This window comes from Pedobacter jamesrossensis (assembly GCF_042650905.1).
GTDB classification, from domain to species: domain Bacteria; phylum Bacteroidota; class Bacteroidia; order Sphingobacteriales; family Sphingobacteriaceae; genus Pedobacter; species Pedobacter jamesrossensis.
Genome location: NZ_JBHSBY010000031.1, coordinates 1 through 21600, shown reverse-complemented (window position 1 = coordinate 21600; position 21600 = coordinate 1). Strand labels below are relative to the sequence as shown.

Here is a 21600-nt window from a genome sequence, read left to right as displayed (position 1 = left end):
AGATCTATTTGAATGCAAAAACCTGCAATAGTTTAAAGCTGAACTGTAACTTACTTGTTGCATTCAAATAACACTTAAACACCAATCTTTTAACAACCAAACAGGTAAAAAAGATTTGAGAATTAATTTATTTAGAAAGAATTTTTGTGCAAGAAAAGGAAGGTTTTTTACAAAAAAGCTGAGGTAAAATAAGGCTTATTTCCCAGAATCAGCAGCATTTGGATTTTCATCATACCATGTTCCCTGTATTTTCATTACCTTTTCAATAATATCGCGAACAGCAGTTTTACCTCCGTTGTATGGAGATATGAAAGTAGAAATTGATTTAATTTCTTCAACAGCATCTGCAGGGCAAGTTGGTAAGCCAACAAGCTTCATCACTTTTAAATCAGGAATATCATCGCCCATATAAAGTACTTCTGCTGGTGTGATATTTTTATCAGAAAGATAATTATTAAAGATATCTACTTTATCACCGGCAGCTAAGAAAACGTCAGTAATTCCTAAGTTTAAAAAACGTTTAGCCATAGCAATTCCATCGCCACCAGAAATAATACAAAGGTTATAGCCACGTTTAACAGCTAGTTGCATTGCATAACCATCCTTTATATTAAAAGTGCGTAACGATTGCCCATTATCAGTTACCTGAACAGTGCCATCAGTTAGTACACCATCAACATCAAAAATAAAGGTAGAAATAACCCCTAAATCCCCTAAAGGGGACTTTTTCCAACCAGTGCTTGTAAAATTCTGCTCCATTTGTTCGTTATTATCCCCTTTAGGCGTTGGTGGTTATTGGTTATCTCTCCACTCGTAGCACCAGGCAGTTTGAATTTGCTCCAAATGGCCTTCGCTGCTTTCTTCACGAGTTCCTTTAAAGTTTGGCAACTCTAATACCCAGTCTAAAAGTTCAGTAAAACGGATGCGGTAAATTTTTGTTTCAGTAAATTCATCGCCAAATTTCTCATATAAAGACATTGCAATGTCTTCATAATCGTTCCAGTAAATAGGTAAAGCGAATTTATCGTTATTCATGTTGTTTTGTTATAAAGTTTAATGTTTTTTGGCTTAATTAGTGACCCATAAAACCTGACTGGTCGGGAATGGTAACTTCTATATCGCCGTTGATAACTACACACTGGCAACCCAAGCGTGAAGTAATTTTCGGATGAACAGCTCTATCGATAAAATCTTCTTCTTTATCAGAAATTTCTTCAATATTATCCATGCCTTTTGTTACATAAACGTGGCAGGTACTGCATCCGCAAACACCACCGCAGTTATGCTGAAGGTCTACTCCGTTATCCAGACAAACATCTAAAACAGATTCTCCAGCTGCGATAGGTAATTCTATCGACTCATGGTCTGCTTCTTCAAAATTTATTTTTAGTTTAAAAATACTCATAATTATTCTGCAAAAGTAATAAGCAAAACCCGCAATTATACTATTTGTGTGCTAATTTAATGCTGGTGCTTAATGTTTGATAAATTTCCTGCAATTCAGGCAGGTCTGAAAGCATGCTTAAATGCTTATTCATAGTACTTTCATCATTTCTAACTGCTGGCCCAGTTTGAACATTTTCCGGCAAATCAACTAAAACTTTATTAGCCGTTTCAGCAATTAATGGTCTGATTATATCAAAATCTAAATCATTTTTAATCAATAACTGATTGGCCATTGCATACAAATGATTAGTAAAATTACAAGCGAACACAGCCGCAAGATGTAATACCTTTCTCTTTTCGCCATCTAACTTGTAAACCTCTTTGCTAAGTTTATGCGCTAATTCGTTCAATAATTCAAGCTGTTCACTATCTGTAGCTTCAATACAAAGCGGAATATTATTAAAGTTTAAATCTTTTGCTTTTGAAAAAGTTTGCAAAGGATAAAAAACACCAGCCTTATTAACTAGTGATGAAATAACTTTAATATCTGTTGTGCCAGAAGTATGAACAACTAAGCCCTTAACTTTAGATAAACCAGCTGCAACTTCTACAATGGCATCATCTTTAACCGAAATAATGTATAAATCAGCTTGACTATCAATTTCAGAAGTTTGATTAATCGCTTCGCTATTTACTTTATCAGCAAGTTGTTTTGCATTATCAAAATTAGGACTAAAAACCTGTACAATATTTTCACCAATTGCTTTTAATGCAATTGCTAAATGCGTTGCTACATTACCAGAGCCTAATAAAACAATGTTCATTTTATGCTGTTTTAGCTTCTTTTCTTCTTCTAAAGATGGAGAATAAGAAACCTATAACCATTACAATTGTACCTGCCCAGTATAAATTAATAAAAGGGAATTCTATTGCTTTAAATACAATCCAATCTTTAGCTTGCTGAGGTTTTTCGTAAATCTGAAGTTCAACTTTTTTCTCGTCGGGTAATACTTTTGTAAAACGGAATTTTAAATCCAGTTCTTCTATTTTACGGGCAAAATCAAAAGTGTTATTTCCCTTAATTAAGAAAAGAGGCTCCGTATTATAAATTTTTCCACTCGCATTAATTTCTAAAGGTAAACCAACTGCGAAATCGCCTTGCGCTAAAACCAAATCTTTAGCTGTTGGCTTATTATTTAATGCCTTAACAGTTACGATACCGCTCGAAGTATGAATGGTATCTCCTACTGCAACTTTAACTATTCTTGGTGCTTTGTAATTCTCATCATCAGAATGACCTTCATGATCATCATGCGCTTCTTTTTTAATTGCAGCACTTGTAATGTGGGTATACACATCGTAAGTTAAATAGTGTTTGGTATCTGGCGAAGCAATTAAGCCCATTTTTTCATTATCCTGTACATGAGGATGTAAATTAAAATCTTCCTTTAATTTACCTTCTTCATTATATACTTTAAAGTTTAAAGTATAAATGGTATTTGGCGCTTCAGTTGTATCGCTAACATAAGTTACCGTGTACTTACCCATTTTCTTAGGCTCGTTTTTATACAACATAATGTTTTCGCCTGGCTTCTCTGTTTTTTCAAAATCCTTAACAGGAATAAAGTTATTCGAGTTTATAGAAATCGGTTTGCTTGTAGCAGCAGATATTAAAGCACCTAATATCAAAAATGCGAAACCAATATGTGCAATTGCCGAACCTGCTAATTTAGCTTTACCACCAAATGCCTGATATAAAATGCTTGCGTTTGAAAGTATTGCAAAAACGCAACTGAACGTCATCAGAATATACATGGTATTTGTATATATATCAGCAACGTAAACCAAACCAGCTGTTAAAACTATTGCTAACAATATTGCAGAAACTAAACTGCTGTAGAATTTGCGTGGATCTGTTCTTTTGTATTTTAAATATTGAGAAAAACCCGAAATTAATGTAATTAAAACCGCAAATGGTGCCTGCCATTGATTGTAATATTTAACAGCATCAATTGGAGGAGAAAAATTAGTTCCGAATGCTTTATTAAATACAGGAACTGAAGTAGAAAATATTATCTGAACACAAGCAATTGTAACTACTAAAGCACCAATAAACATCCAGAATTCGCGAGAATATGTTTCTTCATCTTTTGTTGTAATGGGTAATTCTTTCCATCTCCAAATGATAAGCCCGACTGCTATAACAGCAAAAACAACATTGTAAAGAATTAAATGTCCAAACATCCCCATATCTGTAAACGAGTGAACGGAAGTATCTCCTAAAATCCCACTTCGTGTTAAGAAAGATGCATAAAGCACCAATAAGAAACTTAAAAACACCAATGCAATTGCTGTAAAATAAGCATGACCCGTATTTTTGTAAGCAATCATTACGTGTACAGCACCAATTAAGGTTAACCAAGGTATTAAGGATGCATTTTCTACAGGATCCCACGCCCAGAAACCACCAAAGTTTAGAGCTTCATAAGCCCAGAAAGAACCCATTATAATACCTGTTCCTAAAACCATAACCGCAAAAAGCGTCCACGGCATAGCAGGTTTAATCCATTCTTTATATCTTTTTTGCCACAAACCAGCTACTCCATAAGCAAACGGAACAACCATACTTGCAAAACCCAAAAATAATGTTGGCGGGTGGATAACCATCCAATAGTTTTGTAACAGCGGATTTAACCCTTTACCATCCGTAATAAATTTAAGGTAGTTTTTATAGTTTTCTGGATTTGCAAAAACAACAGGAGCTTGTGCTTTTAAGTCCATTGCATCCCTCAACAGGATAAAAGGAGAACTTCCGATACGTTCGCCAAAAATTTCTACCCCCAACATCATTGAGGTTAAAAACACTTGTGAAAATGCCACAACTGTCATTACCGGACGCTCCCAGGTTTTAGCTTTCCAGATTAAAAGGCCACCTAAAAACGATTGCCAGAAAGCCCAAAGCCAAAAACTACCTTCCTGCCCTTCCCAGAATGCGGATATAATATAATATACAGGAAGTTGTTTTGAGGAGTGAGATTGAACATAATAATATTCAAAATAGTGACCTAAAATTAAATAGAATAAAATAGCACCAATACCAATAATACTGGCCCAATTTACTAAAAATCCAATTCTACCTAAGTTTCTCCAGGTTTTATCTTCTAAATTTTTCTCGCGACTGGCATAAAAATATGCGATAGTTGATAGTAATGATGCACTAAACGCCAACACAATAAAAAACTGTCCGATTTTACCCGGCAACAGGTTTTCGCCTACAAATTGAATATCCATTAAAATTAGTTATATTTTTTCTCGCCGTACTTACCTACAGTATCAACCTTACCATCTTTATTAACCTCAACAAGGTTATCATTATATTTAGATGGGCATTTCATTAAAATTTTTGATGCGTAGAATTTTTCACCATTCATTTTACCGATGAGAACAAGCTTTTCTGATTTTTCAAAATCCTGAGGTTTAGTACCATTGTAAATAACCTCACGGATTTCGCCTTTTTCGTCTTTCATGTGGAAAGCAAAATGATTGGCATCTTTAATCGCATCGTAATACATGCCTTGAGATTTGTCCCAATAACCCATAACATGCTCTTCCTTGTTAGAAGCCGCTGCCTCTTTAAAATTAGAATAAGTATCTGTATTAGCATTTAAGCTGAATAAAATTCCTACAGAAATCGCAATGGTAATTAAACCAATTATTGCACTTTTTTTCATTTTTGTATAGTTGTAAAAGCCGGCAACAAAGATAGAAAAATAGGCTTAGCGAACATTCTTTTACATTTTTCTTGTCTTTATATTGACAATTAGCTGATTTATTATTGCATTAAAATCTAATTGCTTAGTCTATTTATAATTGTTCTTAAGAAATAATGGTTTATCACTAAAATCATTTATAACTTCTATCTTAAATTGTTACATTTGAAGCATCAGATAATCATTTCTTTTTTACATCCCCCGTAAAACCTAATTATATTAAATATGAACCTTAATCAGTTCTGTAAACTTTTACTATTCTTGATTTTAATACCAACTTTTAGTTCTTGTTTTCAAGTTATAGAAGAAATTAACATGAAAAACGATGGAACTGGCGACGTGACTTTAACTATTAACCTGAGTCAGAGTAAAACCAAAGTTGCATCGGTTATGCTTTTGGATAGTGTGCAAGGATACAAAGTACCAAGCAAACAGAAGATTCTACAAGAATTAAATGAAGCTGTAGCTTATCTAAAAAAATCAGAAGGAATATCGAATGTAAAAAGCACAAGCGATTTCAATAACTACATTGCTACAATTAGCTTTTCATTTAAGGATATTTCGAATATCAATAATATTACTAAGAATATTTTAGCTCAGCAAAAAATAAAGGCAACCAACAGTTCATCTTACAGCTATAATAAAACTACAAAAACTTTTAGCAGGAAATATCAGGCGGTAAGTACTGCAAAAACAGAATTTAACAAGCTTAAAAGTCAGGATAAAGCTGTTTTCAACACCGCAACTTATACCAGTATTTATCGGTTCGAATCGCCTGTAACAATTAGCACTAATCCAACATCAAACGTATCAAAATCAAGAAAAGCTGTAATGCTTAAAAGTAGCATTATGGATTTAATTAATGGAAAAGTTAACGTTTCCAATCAAATACAACTATCTAAATAAAATGAAGAAAATTTTAATTGCAATCTCCCTTCTACTTCTAACAAAACTAAATTACGCTCAGGATTTGGTTAAAAAAATTCCTGCAAATGCATTTACCGTAGCCACCATAAAAGGAGATAATGTATTTAAACTCATGTTTGTTAAAGATTTCAACGAATCTTTTTTAGGCAAAAAACTATTACAAGAAACCTCAAAATCTTTAGATAAGACTTTTAACAGCATAGAAGATTTCGGGATAAATTTAGAGAAAAACATGTACTATTTCAATCAGTTGAATGATAGTATTACTTACAATTGTTTTCTTATTCCGATTAGAGATGCAACAAAGCTGGAAAGCTTAATAAATAATAAAGAGAGTAAAATAACTAAGTCTGGAGATATTAGAACGATGATTTTACCAGATAGCACGAGTATAATTAAGTGGAATAACAATATGCTTTATTATGTATCGGGTAGCGTAAGAAGTTCTTTTTTAGCTGATTCGGTAAACTCTGCCCGTTACGGAATTAAAGAAATAAGGTACCAAAATAATTATGATGCCTACAATGATAGCACAGTAGTTGCAGTAGATTCTACCTATGCAGCAACTACTATAGAAATGTATGAGGACGTTGATACTACAAATGCACCTCCTCCACCTGTTCCCTATAAAAAAACAGTAAAGCAAAAAAAGGTTAATAAAACTAAAGTTGCAACCAAAAAATCTTCGAAGAAAAAAAAGACGGCTGTTAAACCGAAGAAAGCTAAAGTTATAGAAGAAGTGCTTAACGAACAAATGACGGAAGAAGCCTATGCAACCGATACCACAGCAGTTGAAGCTGTTGATGCAGATGGCCGATACGACGATTATCAAAAAGAACGAGCCGAGCAAGATGCAAAGAAAAAACAATTGGCTTTTATTTGGATTACTGCACAAGCCGATAAAATTTTTAATACTAACTACGAATCTATCGAAAGCAATAAATCTTACAAAGCAAGTTTAGATGATAAAGCAATTGCTGAGGTTTGGGTATCGAGCTTACAAGATGCTTATAATTCAATCGCACCAGAATTTGGCACTTATGGCAAAGCTGGAATAATGAAAGGTTATGGCAGTTTAACCGCTAAGCTTTTTATGGATAAAACGAGTTTCCGTATTTCTACAGGTCTTGAGTTAGCAAAAGAACAAGCAGATTCTTACAAGAAAATTATGGACAGGAAGTTGAATAAAAAATTCCTGAAATATGTTGACAGCGAAAAAGCAATTGGTTTTATGGGTTACTCTATTGACACCAAAGCTTACCTTGAAGAATTTCCTAAGTTGTTAAAACAAACTTACGGCTCGTTTTTAGGTGGAAAAATGGATGAAGAAATTGAATTAGGTTCTGATTTATTTTCGCTTTTGTTAGACGAAGAAGCAGTAAGCAAGGTAATTAAAGGCGATGCGCTTTTTGTTATAAATGGCTTAAACTATAAAGATGTTACTTATACTTCGTACGAGTATGATGATGATTACAATCGCAAAGAAGTAACAAAAACTAAAAAAGAAACGTTACCAGATTTCCTTTTCATGTTTTCATCAGAAGATAACCGACTAATGAATAAGCTGATTAAATATGGTATGAAAAAAAACTATGTTAGCGCCAATAACAATATTTACAAAATCGAAGAAAAGAAAAGTCCGATTGATATTTACTTTATGATAAAGGATGGCATTGTATTTTTTGGCAATTCGTTAACAGAAATGCAAGGTATTAGTAACAATACTTACAATGCTTCTATCAGTAAAACACACAAAAACTTATTAGCAAAAAATAACTTCAGCTTTTTGTTTAACGCTAAAAACTTAGTAGGCAAAGTGCCAAACGAAGAAATTGGTGGTGAAGAAACTGCAAAGAAATTTAATGAAACTTTAGGCAAAATGGGTAATATCTATATGAAATCGAATCCGATAAAAGGCAATGTGGTTTCGGCAGATATTAGTGCAGAAATACCCAACGGACATGAAAATGCATTGAAATATTTATTCTCGTTAATCGAAAATGCATCGAAATAGTTAAGTTTACAGTTGACCGATTAATCAATTCAAACAGTTAATCACAATTTGATGAAGAAATTTCTAAAAATAACGGCAGTGATAGTTTTATCACTGCTTATTTTTTTTGTTGGCACTTTTAAATACCGGCAATATCAAGCAAACCAGTTCCTAATTCCTAAAAACGCGAATGCTGTTGTAAAAATAAGTGTCGATGAAATTTATAAAACCTTAGCAGCAAACATAATTGCCAACCCGGTTTATTACTTTAAATCTGATTTAAAAAAAGATAGCACTAATAAAAACGATAAGTTTTATAATGGTTTAAAAATCCCAGCAAGCCTTTACTTTTACAATATAGCTGGTGCACCATCAACAACCTTCTTTTCCCGCTTTCAGATAAAGAATGTTAAGGACTTTGAAAATTTCTTACGTAATACATTACACTTGGAAATCGCCAAGGAAATTGGAAATATAAATATTGCAAAATCTAAATTGGGTAATTTTTCAATTTGTTACAACAGTAAAGCTGCAGCACTTGCATTGGCTACGCAAATCGAAAACTATGAACCAATATTGTTGGATATTTTAAACGAGAAAAATTTTATAAAAACTAGCGATAGCCAATTTAAAAAAATATTGACGCGAAAAGAGCATTTAGCTTTTAGTAATAAAGAAAATAGCGGCTGGATTAATTTTAATAATGGAGTGATAAATTTCTGCAATGAGTTTATAACAAATGAAGTTATTCCATTATCAAGCATTAAGCATCGTAAACTGAGCGAAAATGCAACCATTGGCTTTTGGCTAAATGCGAATTTTAAATCTATTGATAAAAAAGTTTACAAATACAAAAACTTTAGCCTTGAAAAAGATAGCTTATTAAAGTACTATAACAACAATATAGATTTCGAATGGACAAATTCTATACAGCAAACCGATTCTGTTATTACTTACGAGTATAATGATGATTTCGAAAAGGTAGAAAAAGTAAGTTTAAAAAAACGAAATATTCCACTTTTTTCCCTGAATTTTAGCACCAAGCAAAATGGTTTTAAAAACTACTTAGCAAAACAAGGTTTGGTTAATCTGGATAGCAACATACTAAACAAAAACACTTTCCCTTTGTATAAAGTGTTCATTAAGACCGATGCTAACAATATTAATTTCTCTACTGCAAAGGAACAAACTGTAAACACAGATAAAGTTTCATCTGATGATTTCTTTTATCTGAATATTGATTTTATAAGGCTTAATAAGCAGCTGGAAATACCAATTGTTACTAATTATTTTAAGATTTTAAAGCGTTTGGAAGTGAAAGGGAAAGCTATCGACCAAGATAAAGCCAACTTGCAAGGCAAACTAGAATTAAAAAACGAAGATATTAATTCACTTTATCAGATTTTGAAGAGTTTTTAAAAGCCTTTCTAATTTTTCACTTGAATTTTATTTTATTTTATATTTATTAAAAATAAACAAATATCTTTTTTTCAATGCTACACGATAACCTTATTCTTATTTTAGTTTTATTACTTGGCGTAACCCTTTTGGTTATGGTTGGGCAAAAACTAAAAATATCGTATCCAATATTTCTTGTATTAGCCGGATTACTTATTGGCTTTATACCAGGAATGCCTCCAATAAAAATAGACCCAGATATTGTTTTTCTATTATTTTTGCCTCCCCTACTTTATGAAGCCGCATGGTTTACCTCCTGGAAAGATTTTTATGAATACAAAGGAGCAATATTTTTAACGGCCGTTGGGTTAGTTTTTATCACTTCGGTTGCCGTAGCTTATGCATCAGTAGCTTTTATACCTGGTTTTACTTTAGCACTTGGCTTTTTGTTGGGTGGAATTATTTCTCCGCCAGATGCCGTTGCCGCCGCAGCAGTTTTAAAAGGATTGAAGATTCCTAAAACCGTAAGTGCGCTTTTAGAAGGTGAAAGTTTGGTAAATGATGCATCCAGTTTAATTGTTTTTAAGTTTGCATTAGCAACTGTTGCTACAGGAAGTTTCATTTTACAAGATGCAGCTGTAAGTTTTGTTTCTGTAGCAGGTTTGGGTATTGTAATTGGCTTGGCCATCGGAGGTATATTTTATGCCATACACCGCTGGCTGCCCACAACAGAAAATATTGATACCGTACTCACTTTACTCACGCCATATTTCATGTACATTGTTGCTGAACATTTCGAAGCATCTGGCGTGATGGCTGTCGTTTCTGGAGGATTGCTACTTTCAAGCCAATCACATATAATACTAACCTCAAATTCAAGAATAAAAACAGTTTCAGTTTGGTCTGCACTTATTTTTATGCTTAACGGTGTCGTATTTATTTTAATTGGATTAGCACTTCCAGATATTGTTAATGGTCTTGGCCCTGAATATCCAATTTCGAATGGAATTGCATACGGTGTTGGTATTAGTATTTTGGCTTTTGTAGTTCGTTTACTTTGGTTATTTTCAACATCAAAAATTACTGGTTTTTTTAATAAGAAAACAAGAATCCGTTATCAAGATTTAACCTGGCATTCATTATTGGTAATTGCTTACGCCGGAATGCGAGGTGTTGTTTCGTTAGCTGCTGCACTTTCTATTCCGGTAATGATAAGCGAACAGATACCTTTTCCGCTTAGGAACCTAATTTTGTTCATTACTTTCGTAGTGATATTTGTAACCTTAGTTGTTCAAGGCTTAACTTTACCGCTGTTTATTAAATTTTTGAAAATTCCGGAAGCAAAACATAAGCTTTCTGAACAGGAACAAGTAAGCCAAATTAAGTTAAAATTAATCGACCTTTCTTTAGATAAACTTCAAGCAGATTACCAATACCAGTGTACCCACAATGAGCTAATGGTTAATTTAAAAGCCGAATTACAACATTCTTTAGTAGAGCGGAAAGATACTTTAAAGGCCTATAAAAATGGCGAAATTGATAAAAAGGATTTAAAGGCTTATAACGAAATTGTACTTGATTTAATTCAAGTACAAAGAGATGAACTTCATCATTTAAAGAGCAATAAGAATTATGATGATGATATTATTCGAAAGGAAGAATGGAGGCTTGATTTGGAAGAATTGAGTATTACTTCTTCTGGGTAAGTGGTTTTATTTAGCGTGTTTAATTCTAATTTCCCCAACGACTTTCACAATGGCCGTCATTTCCATGAAAATGGAAATCTTAAAGCGATTAATTATTTCTTCTTGCATTAAGATTCTCGCATACGCGAGAATGACGAACGGGACAAAAATTGATGTTCGATTTTGAAATGGTTTTGAGCAAGCTTTTCTAATTAAACCCAAATTCTATTTCCCCAATGACTTTCACATTGGCCGTCATTTCCATAAAAATGGAAATCTTAAAAAGATTAATTATTTTCCTTTGCATTAATAATTCCGCATACGCGAGAATGACGAAAGGTACAAAATTGATGCTCGATTTTGCAATTGGCTTTGAGCAAGCTTTTGTAATTAAACCCGATTTAGCGAAAATACTTTTAAAATTGCAGCAACCTTTAATATACTGTCATGCTGAGGCACGAAGCATCTGCAAAAGATGAAACAGATGCTTCGTGCCTCAGCATGACAAGAATTTTAAAAGATTGTAGCAAGAGCGGGACCAACCCCGCAAGATGAAATACCGAGCGTTCATTTTCTAAAATAGATTATTACACTCAAAAAAGAGAGATTTGCAATAATACAAACGCATAAAAAACCTTGCAAATTAAACATCTGCAAGGTTTTTTCACTTTAAGCTTTAGTCTTTTAGCTTTACGTTTATTAAGGCCAAACACCTAAATTCATATAAGAAACGGCTATTTTATCAATTGAATTAACAAAAGCTGCTGTTCTTAATGTTTGTGTAGCAGGTTTATTTTTCAAAGTTTCACGAATTTCGTGGTACGAATGAATCATGGTATCTTCTAAACCAGAGTTTACTAATTCCATTTCTGATGCACCTTTAACAATCATTAAACGGTGTTCTGGAAGAATAGTTTTACCAGTTAAGTTTTCTAATGTATTAATCAAATTAGCATTTGAATTAGCTGCATAACGGTTTTCCATACGCCCGAATGCTACGTGAGAAAGGTTTTTTAACCACTCGAAATAAGAAACCGTAACACCACCAGCATTGCAATACATATCTGGAATGATAATACCGCCCATTTCGGTGAATATTGCTTCAGCTTCTGGCGTAGTTGGTCCGTTTGCACCCTCAGCAATAATTTTTGCTTTAACATTACGGATGTTAAGCTCAGTAAATTGGTTTTCTAAAGCGGCAGGAACGATGATATCGCAATCTTGCTCTAAACCTTCCATTGAGTTTTTGAAATCTGTAGCACCTGGAAAACCTAAAATTGAACCGGTATTTTTACGGTGAGCAAAAACCTCATCAACATTTAAGCCGTTTGCATTGTAAATTGCACCCTCAAACTCGCACAAACCAACAATGGTTGCCCCAAATTCTGCCAGGAATTTTGCCGAGTGGTAACCCACATTACCTAAACCCTGAACGATTACTCTTTTATCACCTAAACCAGCTTTTAAGCCGATTTTAGCCATATCTTCTGCAACATCTACACACTCGCGAACAGCATAAGCAACACCACGACCTGTAGCCTCTTTACGTCCACGGATACCGTGTAAAGCAATTGGTTTACCTGTTACACAACCTAATGCATCTAACTGACCCGGGTTCATGGTCATATAAGTATCTGCAATCCAGCTCATTTCGCGTTCGCCCGAACCATAATCTGGAGCAGGAACATCGATACCGGGACCAATAAAGTTTTTCTTGATTAACTCTGTAGTGTAGCGACGAGTAATCGTTTCTAACTCAGCTACGCTATATTGTTTGGTGTTGATTTTGATACCACCTTTTGCACCACCGAATGGTACATTTACGATAGCACATTTATAAGTCATTAAGGCTGCAAGTGCCATCACTTCATCCTCGTTAACCATTTCGCTGTAACGAATACCGCCCTTGGTTGGACTCATGTGATGCGAATGCTCTACACGCCATGCATCGATAACTTCAAAACCGTTCCCTCTGCGAATTGGGAATTGGAAACGATACACACTATTACACGCTTTAATCTGGTTCAATAAACCATCTGGATGATTGGTAAATTGCGCCGCACTGTCAAAGTTCTTGCATACATCTGCAAAAAACTTGTTCTCGTCTGCTAGATTAGCCATTATTTATTTTTTATGAATTAAGTATGCCGCAAAATTGCCTAAAAAAACCGCATATATCCAAATGAAAAAATACTTAGTGTACAGCCAACACCAATCATTTCAGGCTCAAAAAATAGGTTTAAAACGTTTAAACTTAGTTTTTAGTCGTGTTTTCTTTTTCAATTTTTTTTAATCTTTTATCAATAGAGAAAAGATAAGCCAATAAACCAACCAGAATTATAACGATACAAGTAACCACAACGTAAATTTTACCGTCGCTACGCAACTTATCGGCCATTTCTACACCATTATCTTGTGCGAATAATTGTACAGTTGCAAACATTAATATTATAGAGAAAAGTATCTTTTTCATTTTATTTTTTGTTTTTTTCTTTAAGCATTGGTCCTTCAACTTTAGTCTTTTAGCTTTAGTCTTTCAGCTTATATAGCCCTAGTTCGCTTGTTGTTTATTTTCTATTGAACGTATTCTGAAACGAATGGTGTAAACCCAGTAACCAATTAATATCCAGCCTAAACATGCCGGATAAAAAACCATACGCATGCGGCTATCTAAATCGTAGCTGTTAAAACCTGGGTTACCGCCGTTGCCTGGGTGTAATGAATCTTTTAAGCGTGGCAAAACGAAAAGTAATACCACCATCATCGGGAAAGCAAAAATATTATAAATGGCCGAAATTTTAGCTCTTTTTTGTTCTTCATCAATCGCATTGCGAAGAATTAAGTAAGCAAAATAAAGTAGTACAGATATCGCCGCAAAATTTTGTTTCGGATCGAAACTCCAAAACTGACCCCAAGTGTATTTCGCCCAAATTGCTCCGGTAACCAAGCCTAAAAGTCCGAAAACAACACCTGCGTTTACACTTTCTACAGCTTTCATATCATCAATTTCACTTTTTGAACTTAACGATTTTATGCTGTAAAAAACTGATATTGAGAACAACACAATCATTGCAAACCACATTGGTACGTGGAAATACAGATTTCTGATTGATTCATTTAAAATGGGCAAACGTGGAACGCCCAATAATAAACCTGCAATTGCAGTATAAATGACAAGTACTGAACCTAAAATTTTCCACCAAGTTTTATTCATTATTATTAGTTTTTTAGTCGTTTGTTGTTTAGTTTTTGCGTCTATATTTCTTTGTTCATTGCTCCTGTATCCTTGCTCTACTAATCCCTCCAAAGGTAAGGAAATAACAATAAAGAGGTTGCAACGGTTAATACATTTACCAGAAACAACATTCCAATTTCATCGTAGCTATTCTCCCAAGGCAAGCCATCAACCGCATTTTTAGCCAATTTTATCAAAAGTATAAGTACTGGAATTATGATTGGAAAACTCAAAATCGCCATTAACATTCCGCCGTTTCCGGCCTTGCTAGCAATAGCCGAAACCATTGTGAAAACAGTCGAAAAACTGATACTTCCTAATATTACCGCCACATAATAAAGCAATAAATCGGGCGGTGTAAAAGAATCGAAAACCAATGTGTAAAATCCTAATGCTATCGTGGTTAACACGAGCATTAAAATGGTATTATAAACTGTTTTTGAGATTAATACAGCAGCTGGACTAGCGAGAATATAACTGTATAATTGTTGTCCTTTGGTTTCTTGCAAAAAGCTTTTAGAAACCCCATTAATAGATGCAAAAAGTATAATTATCCAGAATAAAGCATTCCAGGCTAATTTATCGCCAAGGCTTACGAAAGATAAGTAACAAGTAAAAATTGTAGAAACTACATATAACAATACACCGTTGATGGTATATTTGGAGCGCCACTCTAAAAGTACTTCCTTGTGGATTAAATATTTAACCTCTTTGGCCAGTTGCATAACCGCAAAGATACTTTTATTGATAAATATTGCGAGGCTAAATTGTTGGATTGTTGTAATTTTGTTTAAACTTTATAGCCACAGATTTACAGATTATTAATTCTCCATAATGATTAGAAATCTGTGAATATATGGCTCATATTATGGAAAACACCTACGCATCAATAATCGAATCGCCAATTGGAAAAATTACCATCATTGCTGATGATGATTTTATTTCAGAAGTAACTTTTTCAGAGAAAGAAATTGATGAACTTTTAGAAAGTGAGTTAACTAAAAGGGTTGCGACGCAATTAATGGCTTATTTTAAAGGCGAATTAAAGGTTTTTGATTTTCCTATGAAACAGAAAGGAAGTGAATTTCACAGGAGGTTTGGCAGAATTTATTAGGTATTCCGTACGGGAAAAGCATTTCTTATGCTAAATTCTCTGAACATAAGCCTTTAGCCATACGAGCGATTGCCGCTGCAAATGGGAGAAATAACATCGCAATTGTAGTTCCTTGCCACAGGGTAATTGGCAGTAATGGTAAACTGGTTGGTTATGCGGGTGGTTTATGGCGCAAACAATGGTTATTGCAACACGAGCGGGAAGTTGCCCAACAAGGACAGACAGAACTTAAATTTTAAAATATTTTGAAGATGACATTAGAAAAAGCCGAAACTAAAAATCATTTAAACGCGATTAGATTAATCAATACAGAAAATAATGATTGTGCTTTTGAGATTGGTAAAATTCCAATTAGGCAACACATTAATACCAATTATTTTTTCGCACAAACTGATATTTCTTTGCAAAAAGCACCTCATTCTGCACCACGCAGACAATACGTAATCACATTAAAAGGCAAACTAAAATTCGAAGTAACTAATGGCGATACATTCTTTATCGAACCTGGCATTATTTTAATTGCTGATGATACCGAGGGAATTGGTCATACCTGGGAAATTGTAGATGGCGATGAATGGGAGAGAATTTATATTCCTTTGGAAGAAAATGCTGAAGATTATTTTATAGCAGATTAACTTTTCCGAAACCGAATATTTACAAAACTCGTAAATAACATCAAACCTATCGATGTTATGAAAACGATTTGCACCATTTTATTAGTCTTATTTAGCTTTTTCTCCGCTGATAAAAACACACCCGTTGATAAGTTAGATTTAAAAAAATACGCTGGCACTTGGTATTCATTATACTCTATTCCTACCATTTTCGATAAAGGCAGCCGCGAAACGACCACAAAGTACACTTTAAATAAAGATGGCTTTTACAATGTATTAACTACTTACAAAAAGCTAAATAACGATAAAATTTATTCCAGAAATTCTAAAATGTTTAAATCTGAGGACGGTAAGAATGGCGAATTACAAGCGCAATTTATATGGCCAATTAAGGTTGATTACTGGATTATCGAACTAGCTGATGATTATTCTTATGTGGTGGTTGGTCATCCAGACCATAAATTTCTTTTCATCATGAGCCGTAATCAAACTATGTCGAAGAAAACTCATGATGAAATAGTTGCCCGTTGCAAGGCTAAAGGATATGAAGTAAGCAAACTTACTTCGCAATTTAAAGATTAGTAGTTTGAACAGTAATTTTTTCTCCGCGTTTAGTACTAAAAAGCATAAACAAAACACCAACTAAAAGCACAATCCAGCCCCATTGAAAATGAACCACCTTGCCAATTAATTTATTAGCAAAGCCATATTTTGTATAATTATTCGCTGTAAAATATACTGCTACAACAGCTAATGCGTACCAAATAGCCATTACAAAACTGATAAATCTAAATGCTCCTGCTTTTCTAATAAATAGAATGAGCACAGCTATAGCGATTATTGCATAAGTGATAACGAACAAACGAGCATCAGATTGATACAAATTCCAATTTCCTTTAATCGGGACTTTTAACATTGGGCAAAACCCGGCTATAGCGCAAAGTAAAACACCCAAAAAAGCTCTGAATTTATTTAGTATTAACATTTTTATTTGTTTAGTCGTTTATATGTTGAGCCGTTTGTTTGTTTAAATTGATAATTGTAGAATTAAAATTTGTTCCTAACTTGCTTGGCTATTTTNCTTCAACCTTCAACCTTCAACCTTCAACCTTCAACCTTCAACCTTCAACCTTCAACCTTCAACCTTCAACCTTCAACCTTCAACCTTCAACCTTCAACCTTCAACCTTCAACCTTCAACCTTCAACCTTCTATTGTCCCTCAACAATACCCATTTTATCAGCGAAATGAGCACAATAATCACGCAAATCTTCAACAATTAAAGTTTCATTTGTAGCCTTTAAAAAGCTATCGGCCATAGTTTGCAGAGTTTCGTAGAAGAAACGTTTCATTTCATCAACTGGCATATCCTTTGTCCAAAGGTCAATTTTCAAAGTGTTTTTATAGTTATGGTCCCAAACCGATAAAAACATTGCCTTTGCTGGCACTTTATCAGCATTATTAGCATCAGTACTTTCCCAAAGAATGTTATCAGGATTGTTCGCCTCGTCTAACTCTACTGTAATTTTTATTTCTGCTGTCTTCATTTTCTTAATTGATTTCACCGATTGAATGATTACACAGATAATCGATTATTTTTTCGGTTGCAAAGATGCTATTTAATTTGATTACACGGATAAGTTGAATACAGAGATTATGTTTTCAAAGATTTTTTTGACCTGTTAATTACGTTAGCTTTTGAATGATGACTATCAGGATTGCGGTAATCACCAGAAAGATAGATTCTACAATCCAAATTCGTTTCAAATCTTTCAGCGTGAAACGAAAAATCAAATCTGTAATAAAGGTTACGAGAATCAAACAGCCTAAAATTAAAAGGTAGAAACCGCTCATATCAATATGTCGAGGGGCATTATCTTTTTCAGAAAACACATTAACCACAACCAAACCCAGCGCAACGGCTCCAACAATATTTAAAGGTGTAATCCTCAGATTCATTACTTTTTCTTATCGAATTTCTTACCCTTTTTAAATGTTTTAACCACTTTACCCGCTTTTGCTTTTGCCTTTTCTCTTGCCGTTTTTTCTATTGCTGCAGCGTGTTTTTTCTCGTGGAAAGCACCCCTAAATTCGGGGTCTTCCTTACGTTTCTGCATGTCAATCTCTTTCGCAATATGCTGGCGCTCCTCATAAGGCGTTTCATCAATGTAAACACCATCTGGAATTTCAGCAACCGGAATATATTGGCGAATCAATTTTTCGATCTTGCGGATATAATATTTTTCGGCATCAGTAGCAAAAGTAATGGCATCGCCTTTTGCAAAAGCCCTACCCGTACGCCCGATTCTGTGCACATAATCTTCAATAATAATTGGTACATCGAAGTTAATTACATGACTTACATCACTCACATCGATACCTCTACTCGCCACATCTGTAGCAACCAAAACACGAATATTTCCTTCTTTAAAACTATTTATTGAATTAATACGTGTATTCTGACCTTTATTTGCATGAATTACACGAACATTTTCGGCACCATACCTGCGCTCAATAAAACTGAAAATATTATCAGCAACCGTTTTTGTTTTACAGAAAATAATCAAGCGGCTAAAAGCCTCATCATTCTTCAGCAAATGTTGCAATAAATTAATTTTCGTCTTAAAATTCGGAACATAATATAAAGCCTGCGTAACATTTGCTGCTGGTGTAGCCTGTGCCGATGCTTCGATAACCAATGGATTATTCAAGAAATCGCCAGCAATTTTCTGCACTAATTCGCTCATCGTTGCCGAAAAAAGCAAGTTTTGACGTTTACGAGGCACAATTTCTAAAATTCTGTGGATTGAACCAATAAAGCCCATATCCATCATTTTATCAGCTTCATCCAACACCAAAAACTTTAAGCTTTGCGTATTAATATCGCCATCTAAGTATAAATCAAGAAATCTTCCAGGCGTTGCAATCAAAATATCTACGCCTTTGGCAATCTGTTCTTTCTGTGTTTTCGGACCAATTCCACCAAAAATAACCAGCGAACGTAAATCGGTATAAGTAGAAAATAATTTTACTTGCTCAGCAATTTGCATTGCCAATTCGCGGGTTGGCGATAAAATCAACGCTCTTGGATTTTCGCCCTGTGCATATTTCAATTGCATTAAAATCGGCAAAACAAAAGCCGCGGTTTTTCCTGTTCCAGTTTCCGCAATACCGAAAATATCCTGCCCAGATAAAACTGGTGCAATTGCTTTTTCCTGTATTGGCGTGGCAACGGTGTAACCTGCATCGGCAACTGCATTTAAAATTTGCCTGTTTAACTTAAATTCTTCGAACGATTTTGCCATAGCGCACAAAGATAGGTTTTTTAAGCTGAAAGGTTAAAGACCAAAGCTGAAAGCGAAAGTCAAAGTTCCCTTTAGGGGATTTAGGGGTAAAGCAATTGCAGTAATTCTTTGTAAACGGTAGTCCTGCTATCGTTTCAATCTTTTTGTAAAGTTACGAACTCTAATGTGCGCTGTTCCTATTAGAGTTCGTAACTTTTAAAACAAAAAGTATTTCCACTTTATCAGGTTTATTTAACCCTAAACAGCAACATCAAACTCAATTTCCTCCTACCCGACGCCCAAATCTTAATACTTGATACTCGCTACTTGATACTATTTTACTACCTTTGAAAGCATGAATTCTTACCTGATAAAAGCCGCCACAGTTGTAAACGAGGGACAAAAAATTGTTGCCGATGTATTAATTAAAGATGGATTTATTGTCAAAATTGGTCAAAATCTCTCTGCCAATGGCGCACAAGAAATTAATGCAGAAGGCCAATACCTTTTACCAGGAATGATAGATGATCAGGTACATTTCCGCGAGCCAGGATTAACACATAAAGCAGATATTTTTACCGAAAGTATGGCGGCTGTTGCTGGTGGAATCACTTCTTTTATGGAAATGCCCAACACAGTTCCTAATACTTTGACACAAGATTTACTTGCTGATAAATATAAAATTGCAGCAGAAACTTCTTTGGCAAATTATTCTTTTTACATGGGAGCCAGCAACGATAATATCGAAGAAGTTTTAAAAACCGACCCTAAAAACGTTTGCGGCATTAAAGTTTTCATGGGTTCATCAACTGGAAATATGTTGGTTGATAACGAAAAAACCTTAGAAAATATTTTTAGCAATGCACCGATTTTGGTGGCTACACATTGCGAAGATGAAGCAACAATTCGCCACAACCTGGCAGAATTTAAAGCTAAATACGGCGACGATTTAACCATTGATATGCATCCTTTAATTCGCAGTGCCGACGCTTGTTACAAATCTTCATCATTGGCTGTTGAGTTGGCTAAGCGCTACCAAACGCGTTTGCATATTTTACATATTTCTACTGCAAAAGAAATTGCTTTATTCGATAATACAACTCCACTAAAAGATAAAAAAATTACTGCCGAAGCTTGCGTTCATCACCTTTGGTTTAATGATAAAGATTACGCAACAAAAGGCAATTTTATTAAATGGAATCCTGCTGTAAAAACTGAAGCAGACCAAAATGGTATTCTTGCAGGTGTTTTAAATGATAATATTGACGTTATCGCAACGGACCATGCACCACATACTTTAGAAGAAAAAAATCAGCCTTATGCCCAAGCCCCATCAGGCGGTCCATTGGTGCAGCATGCTTTGCCAGCTTTGTTAGAAATGCATTTGCAAGGAAAAATCTCGCTAGAAAAAATAGTGGAGAAAACAGCGCACAATTTAGCCATCTGCTTCGATATTGAGAAACGTGGTTTCATTCGTGAGGGTTATTGGGCAGATTTAGTTTTGGTCGATTTAAAAGACTCCTGGAAAGTAACCAAGCTTAATAATTTCTATAAATGCGGCTGGAGTCCGTTTGATGGCGACACATTTCAGGCAAGCGTTACACACACTTTTGTATCAGGCAATTTAGCTTATCAAAAAGGCAAATTTACCACAGACCAGATTGGCAAGCGACTAACTTTTGCAAGATAGATTTGTTATATTTGTTTATTAAGAAATAGTATATTGGAAACTTTAACATTACATCCAAAAAATAAGGAACAACTTAATGCGTTGAAAGCATTTGCTAAAGCCTTAAAAATTGATTTTGAAAAAGAAAAGAGCACTTATAATCCAGAATTTGTTGCTAAAATTAAAAGAGGACAAGAACAAATAAAAGCTGGAAAGGGCATTAAGATTGCTATCGAGGATTTGTGGAAATAGCTGATGGAAATCCAATATGTCGACGACTCTTTATTAGACATCAAGTTTTGGAAGAAATCTGGAAATAAAGCAAAAGAAAATTGAACAATTAATAATGGCAATTCTTGATGACCCATTTGATGGAATAGGAAAACCAGAAGCACTAAAACATGAATTTTTCGGAAAATGGTGAGGGTGTAAAATAAACTGTGTCAAAAGTTAAAATCACTAACTTTAGATACAGTTTGTTATGACGAGAGAAGAACAGCTCGATTATGAGCTAATGAAGCAAAAA

At 34.4% G+C, this 21600-nt stretch carries 25 protein-coding genes; 11 read left to right on the top strand and 14 right to left on the bottom strand.

Annotated elements, in window-relative coordinates; translation table 11 throughout:
- Window positions 1–195: 195 nt before the first annotated feature.
- From ACFOUY_RS05905 to ACFOUY_RS05880, 6 genes are read right to left on the bottom strand one after another with little or no spacing between them, the layout of a single operon-like run.
- Window positions 196–759, bottom strand: a complete 564-nt coding sequence (locus tag ACFOUY_RS05905; protein ID WP_378959551.1) for a KdsC family phosphatase — start codon at window positions 757–759, stop codon at window positions 196–198.
- 33 nt (window positions 760–792) lie between these two features.
- Window positions 793–1035 carry a Fe-S cluster assembly protein IscX gene (iscX, locus tag ACFOUY_RS05900; RefSeq protein ID WP_378959550.1) on the bottom strand — a complete coding sequence of 81 codons (243 nt, stop codon included), beginning with the start codon at window positions 1033–1035 and terminating at the stop codon, window positions 793–795.
- A gap of 37 nt (window positions 1036–1072) precedes the next feature.
- A complete protein-coding gene (locus tag ACFOUY_RS05895; RefSeq protein WP_378959549.1) occupies window positions 1073–1405 on the bottom strand; it encodes a 2Fe-2S iron-sulfur cluster-binding protein in 333 nt (110 codons plus the stop codon).
- Between the two features lie 40 nt (window positions 1406–1445).
- Window positions 1446–2210, bottom strand: coding sequence for a Rossmann-like and DUF2520 domain-containing protein (locus ACFOUY_RS05890; protein ID WP_378959548.1), 765 nt, complete (start codon window positions 2208–2210; stop codon window positions 1446–1448).
- A gap of 1 nt (window position 2211) precedes the next feature.
- On the bottom strand, window positions 2212–4677 hold the full coding sequence (locus tag ACFOUY_RS05885; protein ID WP_378959547.1) for a heme lyase CcmF/NrfE family subunit: 2466 nt from the start codon (window positions 4675–4677) through the stop codon (window positions 2212–2214).
- Between the two features lie 5 nt (window positions 4678–4682).
- Window positions 4683–5117 (bottom strand): cytochrome c maturation protein CcmE domain-containing protein, encoded by a 435-nt coding sequence (locus ACFOUY_RS05880; protein WP_378959546.1) that lies wholly within the window; start codon window positions 5115–5117, stop codon window positions 4683–4685.
- A gap of 264 nt (window positions 5118–5381) precedes the next feature.
- Here ACFOUY_RS05880 and ACFOUY_RS05875 point away from each other — a divergent pair, with 264 nt between their 5' ends.
- From ACFOUY_RS05875 to ACFOUY_RS05860, 4 genes are all read left to right on the top strand, one after another.
- On the top strand, window positions 5382–6062 hold the full coding sequence (locus ACFOUY_RS05875; protein WP_378959545.1) for a hypothetical protein: 681 nt from the start codon (window positions 5382–5384) through the stop codon (window positions 6060–6062).
- A gap of 1 nt (window position 6063) precedes the next feature.
- Window positions 6064–8097 (top strand): hypothetical protein, encoded by a 2034-nt coding sequence (locus ACFOUY_RS05870; RefSeq protein WP_378959544.1) that lies wholly within the window; start codon window positions 6064–6066, stop codon window positions 8095–8097.
- Window positions 8098–8148: 51 nt separating this feature from the next.
- Window positions 8149–9495, top strand: a complete 1347-nt coding sequence (locus tag ACFOUY_RS05865; RefSeq protein ID WP_378959543.1) for a hypothetical protein — start codon at window positions 8149–8151, stop codon at window positions 9493–9495.
- Between the two features lie 74 nt (window positions 9496–9569).
- On the top strand, window positions 9570–11180 hold the full coding sequence (locus tag ACFOUY_RS05860) for a Na+/H+ antiporter (RefSeq protein WP_378959542.1): 1611 nt from the start codon (window positions 9570–9572) through the stop codon (window positions 11178–11180).
- A gap of 678 nt (window positions 11181–11858) precedes the next feature.
- Here ACFOUY_RS05860 and ACFOUY_RS05855 read toward each other — a convergent pair.
- The 4 genes from ACFOUY_RS05855 to ACFOUY_RS05840 form a co-directional block, all read right to left on the bottom strand.
- Entirely contained in the window at window positions 11859–13280 is a 1422-nt protein-coding gene (locus ACFOUY_RS05855) for a Glu/Leu/Phe/Val family dehydrogenase (RefSeq protein WP_378959541.1), read from the bottom strand.
- Between the two features lie 133 nt (window positions 13281–13413).
- Entirely contained in the window at window positions 13414–13632 is a 219-nt protein-coding gene (locus ACFOUY_RS05850; protein ID WP_378959540.1) for a CcmD family protein, read from the bottom strand.
- 78 nt (window positions 13633–13710) lie between these two features.
- Window positions 13711–14373, bottom strand: a complete 663-nt coding sequence (gene ccsA / locus ACFOUY_RS05845) for a cytochrome c biogenesis protein CcsA (protein ID WP_378959539.1) — start codon at window positions 14371–14373, stop codon at window positions 13711–13713.
- A gap of 80 nt (window positions 14374–14453) precedes the next feature.
- Window positions 14454–15119: a heme exporter protein CcmB gene (locus ACFOUY_RS05840; protein ID WP_378959538.1), complete on the bottom strand. Its 666-nt coding sequence runs from the start codon at window positions 15117–15119 to the stop codon at window positions 14454–14456.
- 143 nt (window positions 15120–15262) lie between these two features.
- Between ACFOUY_RS05840 and ACFOUY_RS05835 the strand changes: the two genes are divergently transcribed.
- The 4 genes from ACFOUY_RS05835 to ACFOUY_RS05820 are packed head-to-tail and all read left to right on the top strand — an operon-like array spanning window position 15263 to window position 16704.
- Window positions 15263–15508, top strand: coding sequence for a hypothetical protein (locus ACFOUY_RS05835; RefSeq protein WP_378959537.1), 246 nt, complete (start codon window positions 15263–15265; stop codon window positions 15506–15508).
- Window positions 15478–15747: a methylated-DNA--[protein]-cysteine S-methyltransferase gene (locus ACFOUY_RS05830; RefSeq protein ID WP_378959623.1), complete on the top strand. Its 270-nt coding sequence runs from the start codon at window positions 15478–15480 to the stop codon at window positions 15745–15747. The genes ACFOUY_RS05835 and ACFOUY_RS05830 overlap by 31 nt, the downstream gene beginning before the upstream one ends.
- 12 nt (window positions 15748–15759) lie before the next feature.
- Window positions 15760–16143, top strand: coding sequence for a cupin domain-containing protein (locus tag ACFOUY_RS05825; RefSeq protein WP_378959536.1), 384 nt, complete (start codon window positions 15760–15762; stop codon window positions 16141–16143).
- Window positions 16144–16200: 57 nt separating this feature from the next.
- Entirely contained in the window at window positions 16201–16704 is a 504-nt protein-coding gene (locus tag ACFOUY_RS05820) for a lipocalin family protein (protein ID WP_378959535.1), read from the top strand.
- Here the strand turns inward: ACFOUY_RS05820 and ACFOUY_RS05815 are convergent.
- The 4 genes from ACFOUY_RS05815 to ACFOUY_RS05800 all read right to left on the bottom strand — a co-directional run bounded on the left by ACFOUY_RS05815 (window position 16694) and on the right by ACFOUY_RS05800 (window position 19426).
- Complete coding sequence (locus ACFOUY_RS05815) at window positions 16694–17107, bottom strand: hypothetical protein (RefSeq protein WP_378959534.1); 414 nt, start codon at window positions 17105–17107, stop codon at window positions 16694–16696. The two genes, ACFOUY_RS05820 and ACFOUY_RS05815, sit on opposite strands and share 11 nt — an antisense overlap.
- A 225-nt stretch (window positions 17108–17332) precedes the next feature.
- Entirely contained in the window at window positions 17333–17668 is a 336-nt protein-coding gene (gene gldC, locus ACFOUY_RS05810) for a gliding motility protein GldC (protein ID WP_378959533.1), read from the bottom strand.
- A gap of 139 nt (window positions 17669–17807) precedes the next feature.
- Complete coding sequence (locus ACFOUY_RS05805; protein ID WP_378959532.1) at window positions 17808–18080, bottom strand: hypothetical protein; 273 nt, start codon at window positions 18078–18080, stop codon at window positions 17808–17810.
- Complete coding sequence (locus tag ACFOUY_RS05800; protein ID WP_378959531.1) at window positions 18080–19426, bottom strand: DEAD/DEAH box helicase; 1347 nt, start codon at window positions 19424–19426, stop codon at window positions 18080–18082. Before ACFOUY_RS05800 ends, ACFOUY_RS05805 begins: the two co-directional genes overlap by 1 nt.
- A 334-nt stretch (window positions 19427–19760) precedes the next feature.
- On the opposite strand from ACFOUY_RS05800, the gene ACFOUY_RS05795 reads away from it, so the two are divergent.
- From ACFOUY_RS05795 to ACFOUY_RS05785, 3 genes are read left to right on the top strand one after another with little or no spacing between them, the layout of a single operon-like run.
- Window positions 19761–21095, top strand: coding sequence for a dihydroorotase (locus ACFOUY_RS05795; protein ID WP_378959530.1), 1335 nt, complete (start codon window positions 19761–19763; stop codon window positions 21093–21095).
- Between the two features lie 33 nt (window positions 21096–21128).
- Entirely contained in the window at window positions 21129–21326 is a 198-nt protein-coding gene (locus ACFOUY_RS05790; RefSeq protein ID WP_378959529.1) for a DUF2683 family protein, read from the top strand.
- 58 nt (window positions 21327–21384) lie between these two features.
- Window positions 21385–21498, top strand: a complete 114-nt coding sequence (locus ACFOUY_RS05785) for a type II toxin-antitoxin system YoeB family toxin (RefSeq protein ID WP_378959622.1) — start codon at window positions 21385–21387, stop codon at window positions 21496–21498.
- The last annotated feature ends 102 nt before the right edge of the window (window positions 21499–21600 follow it).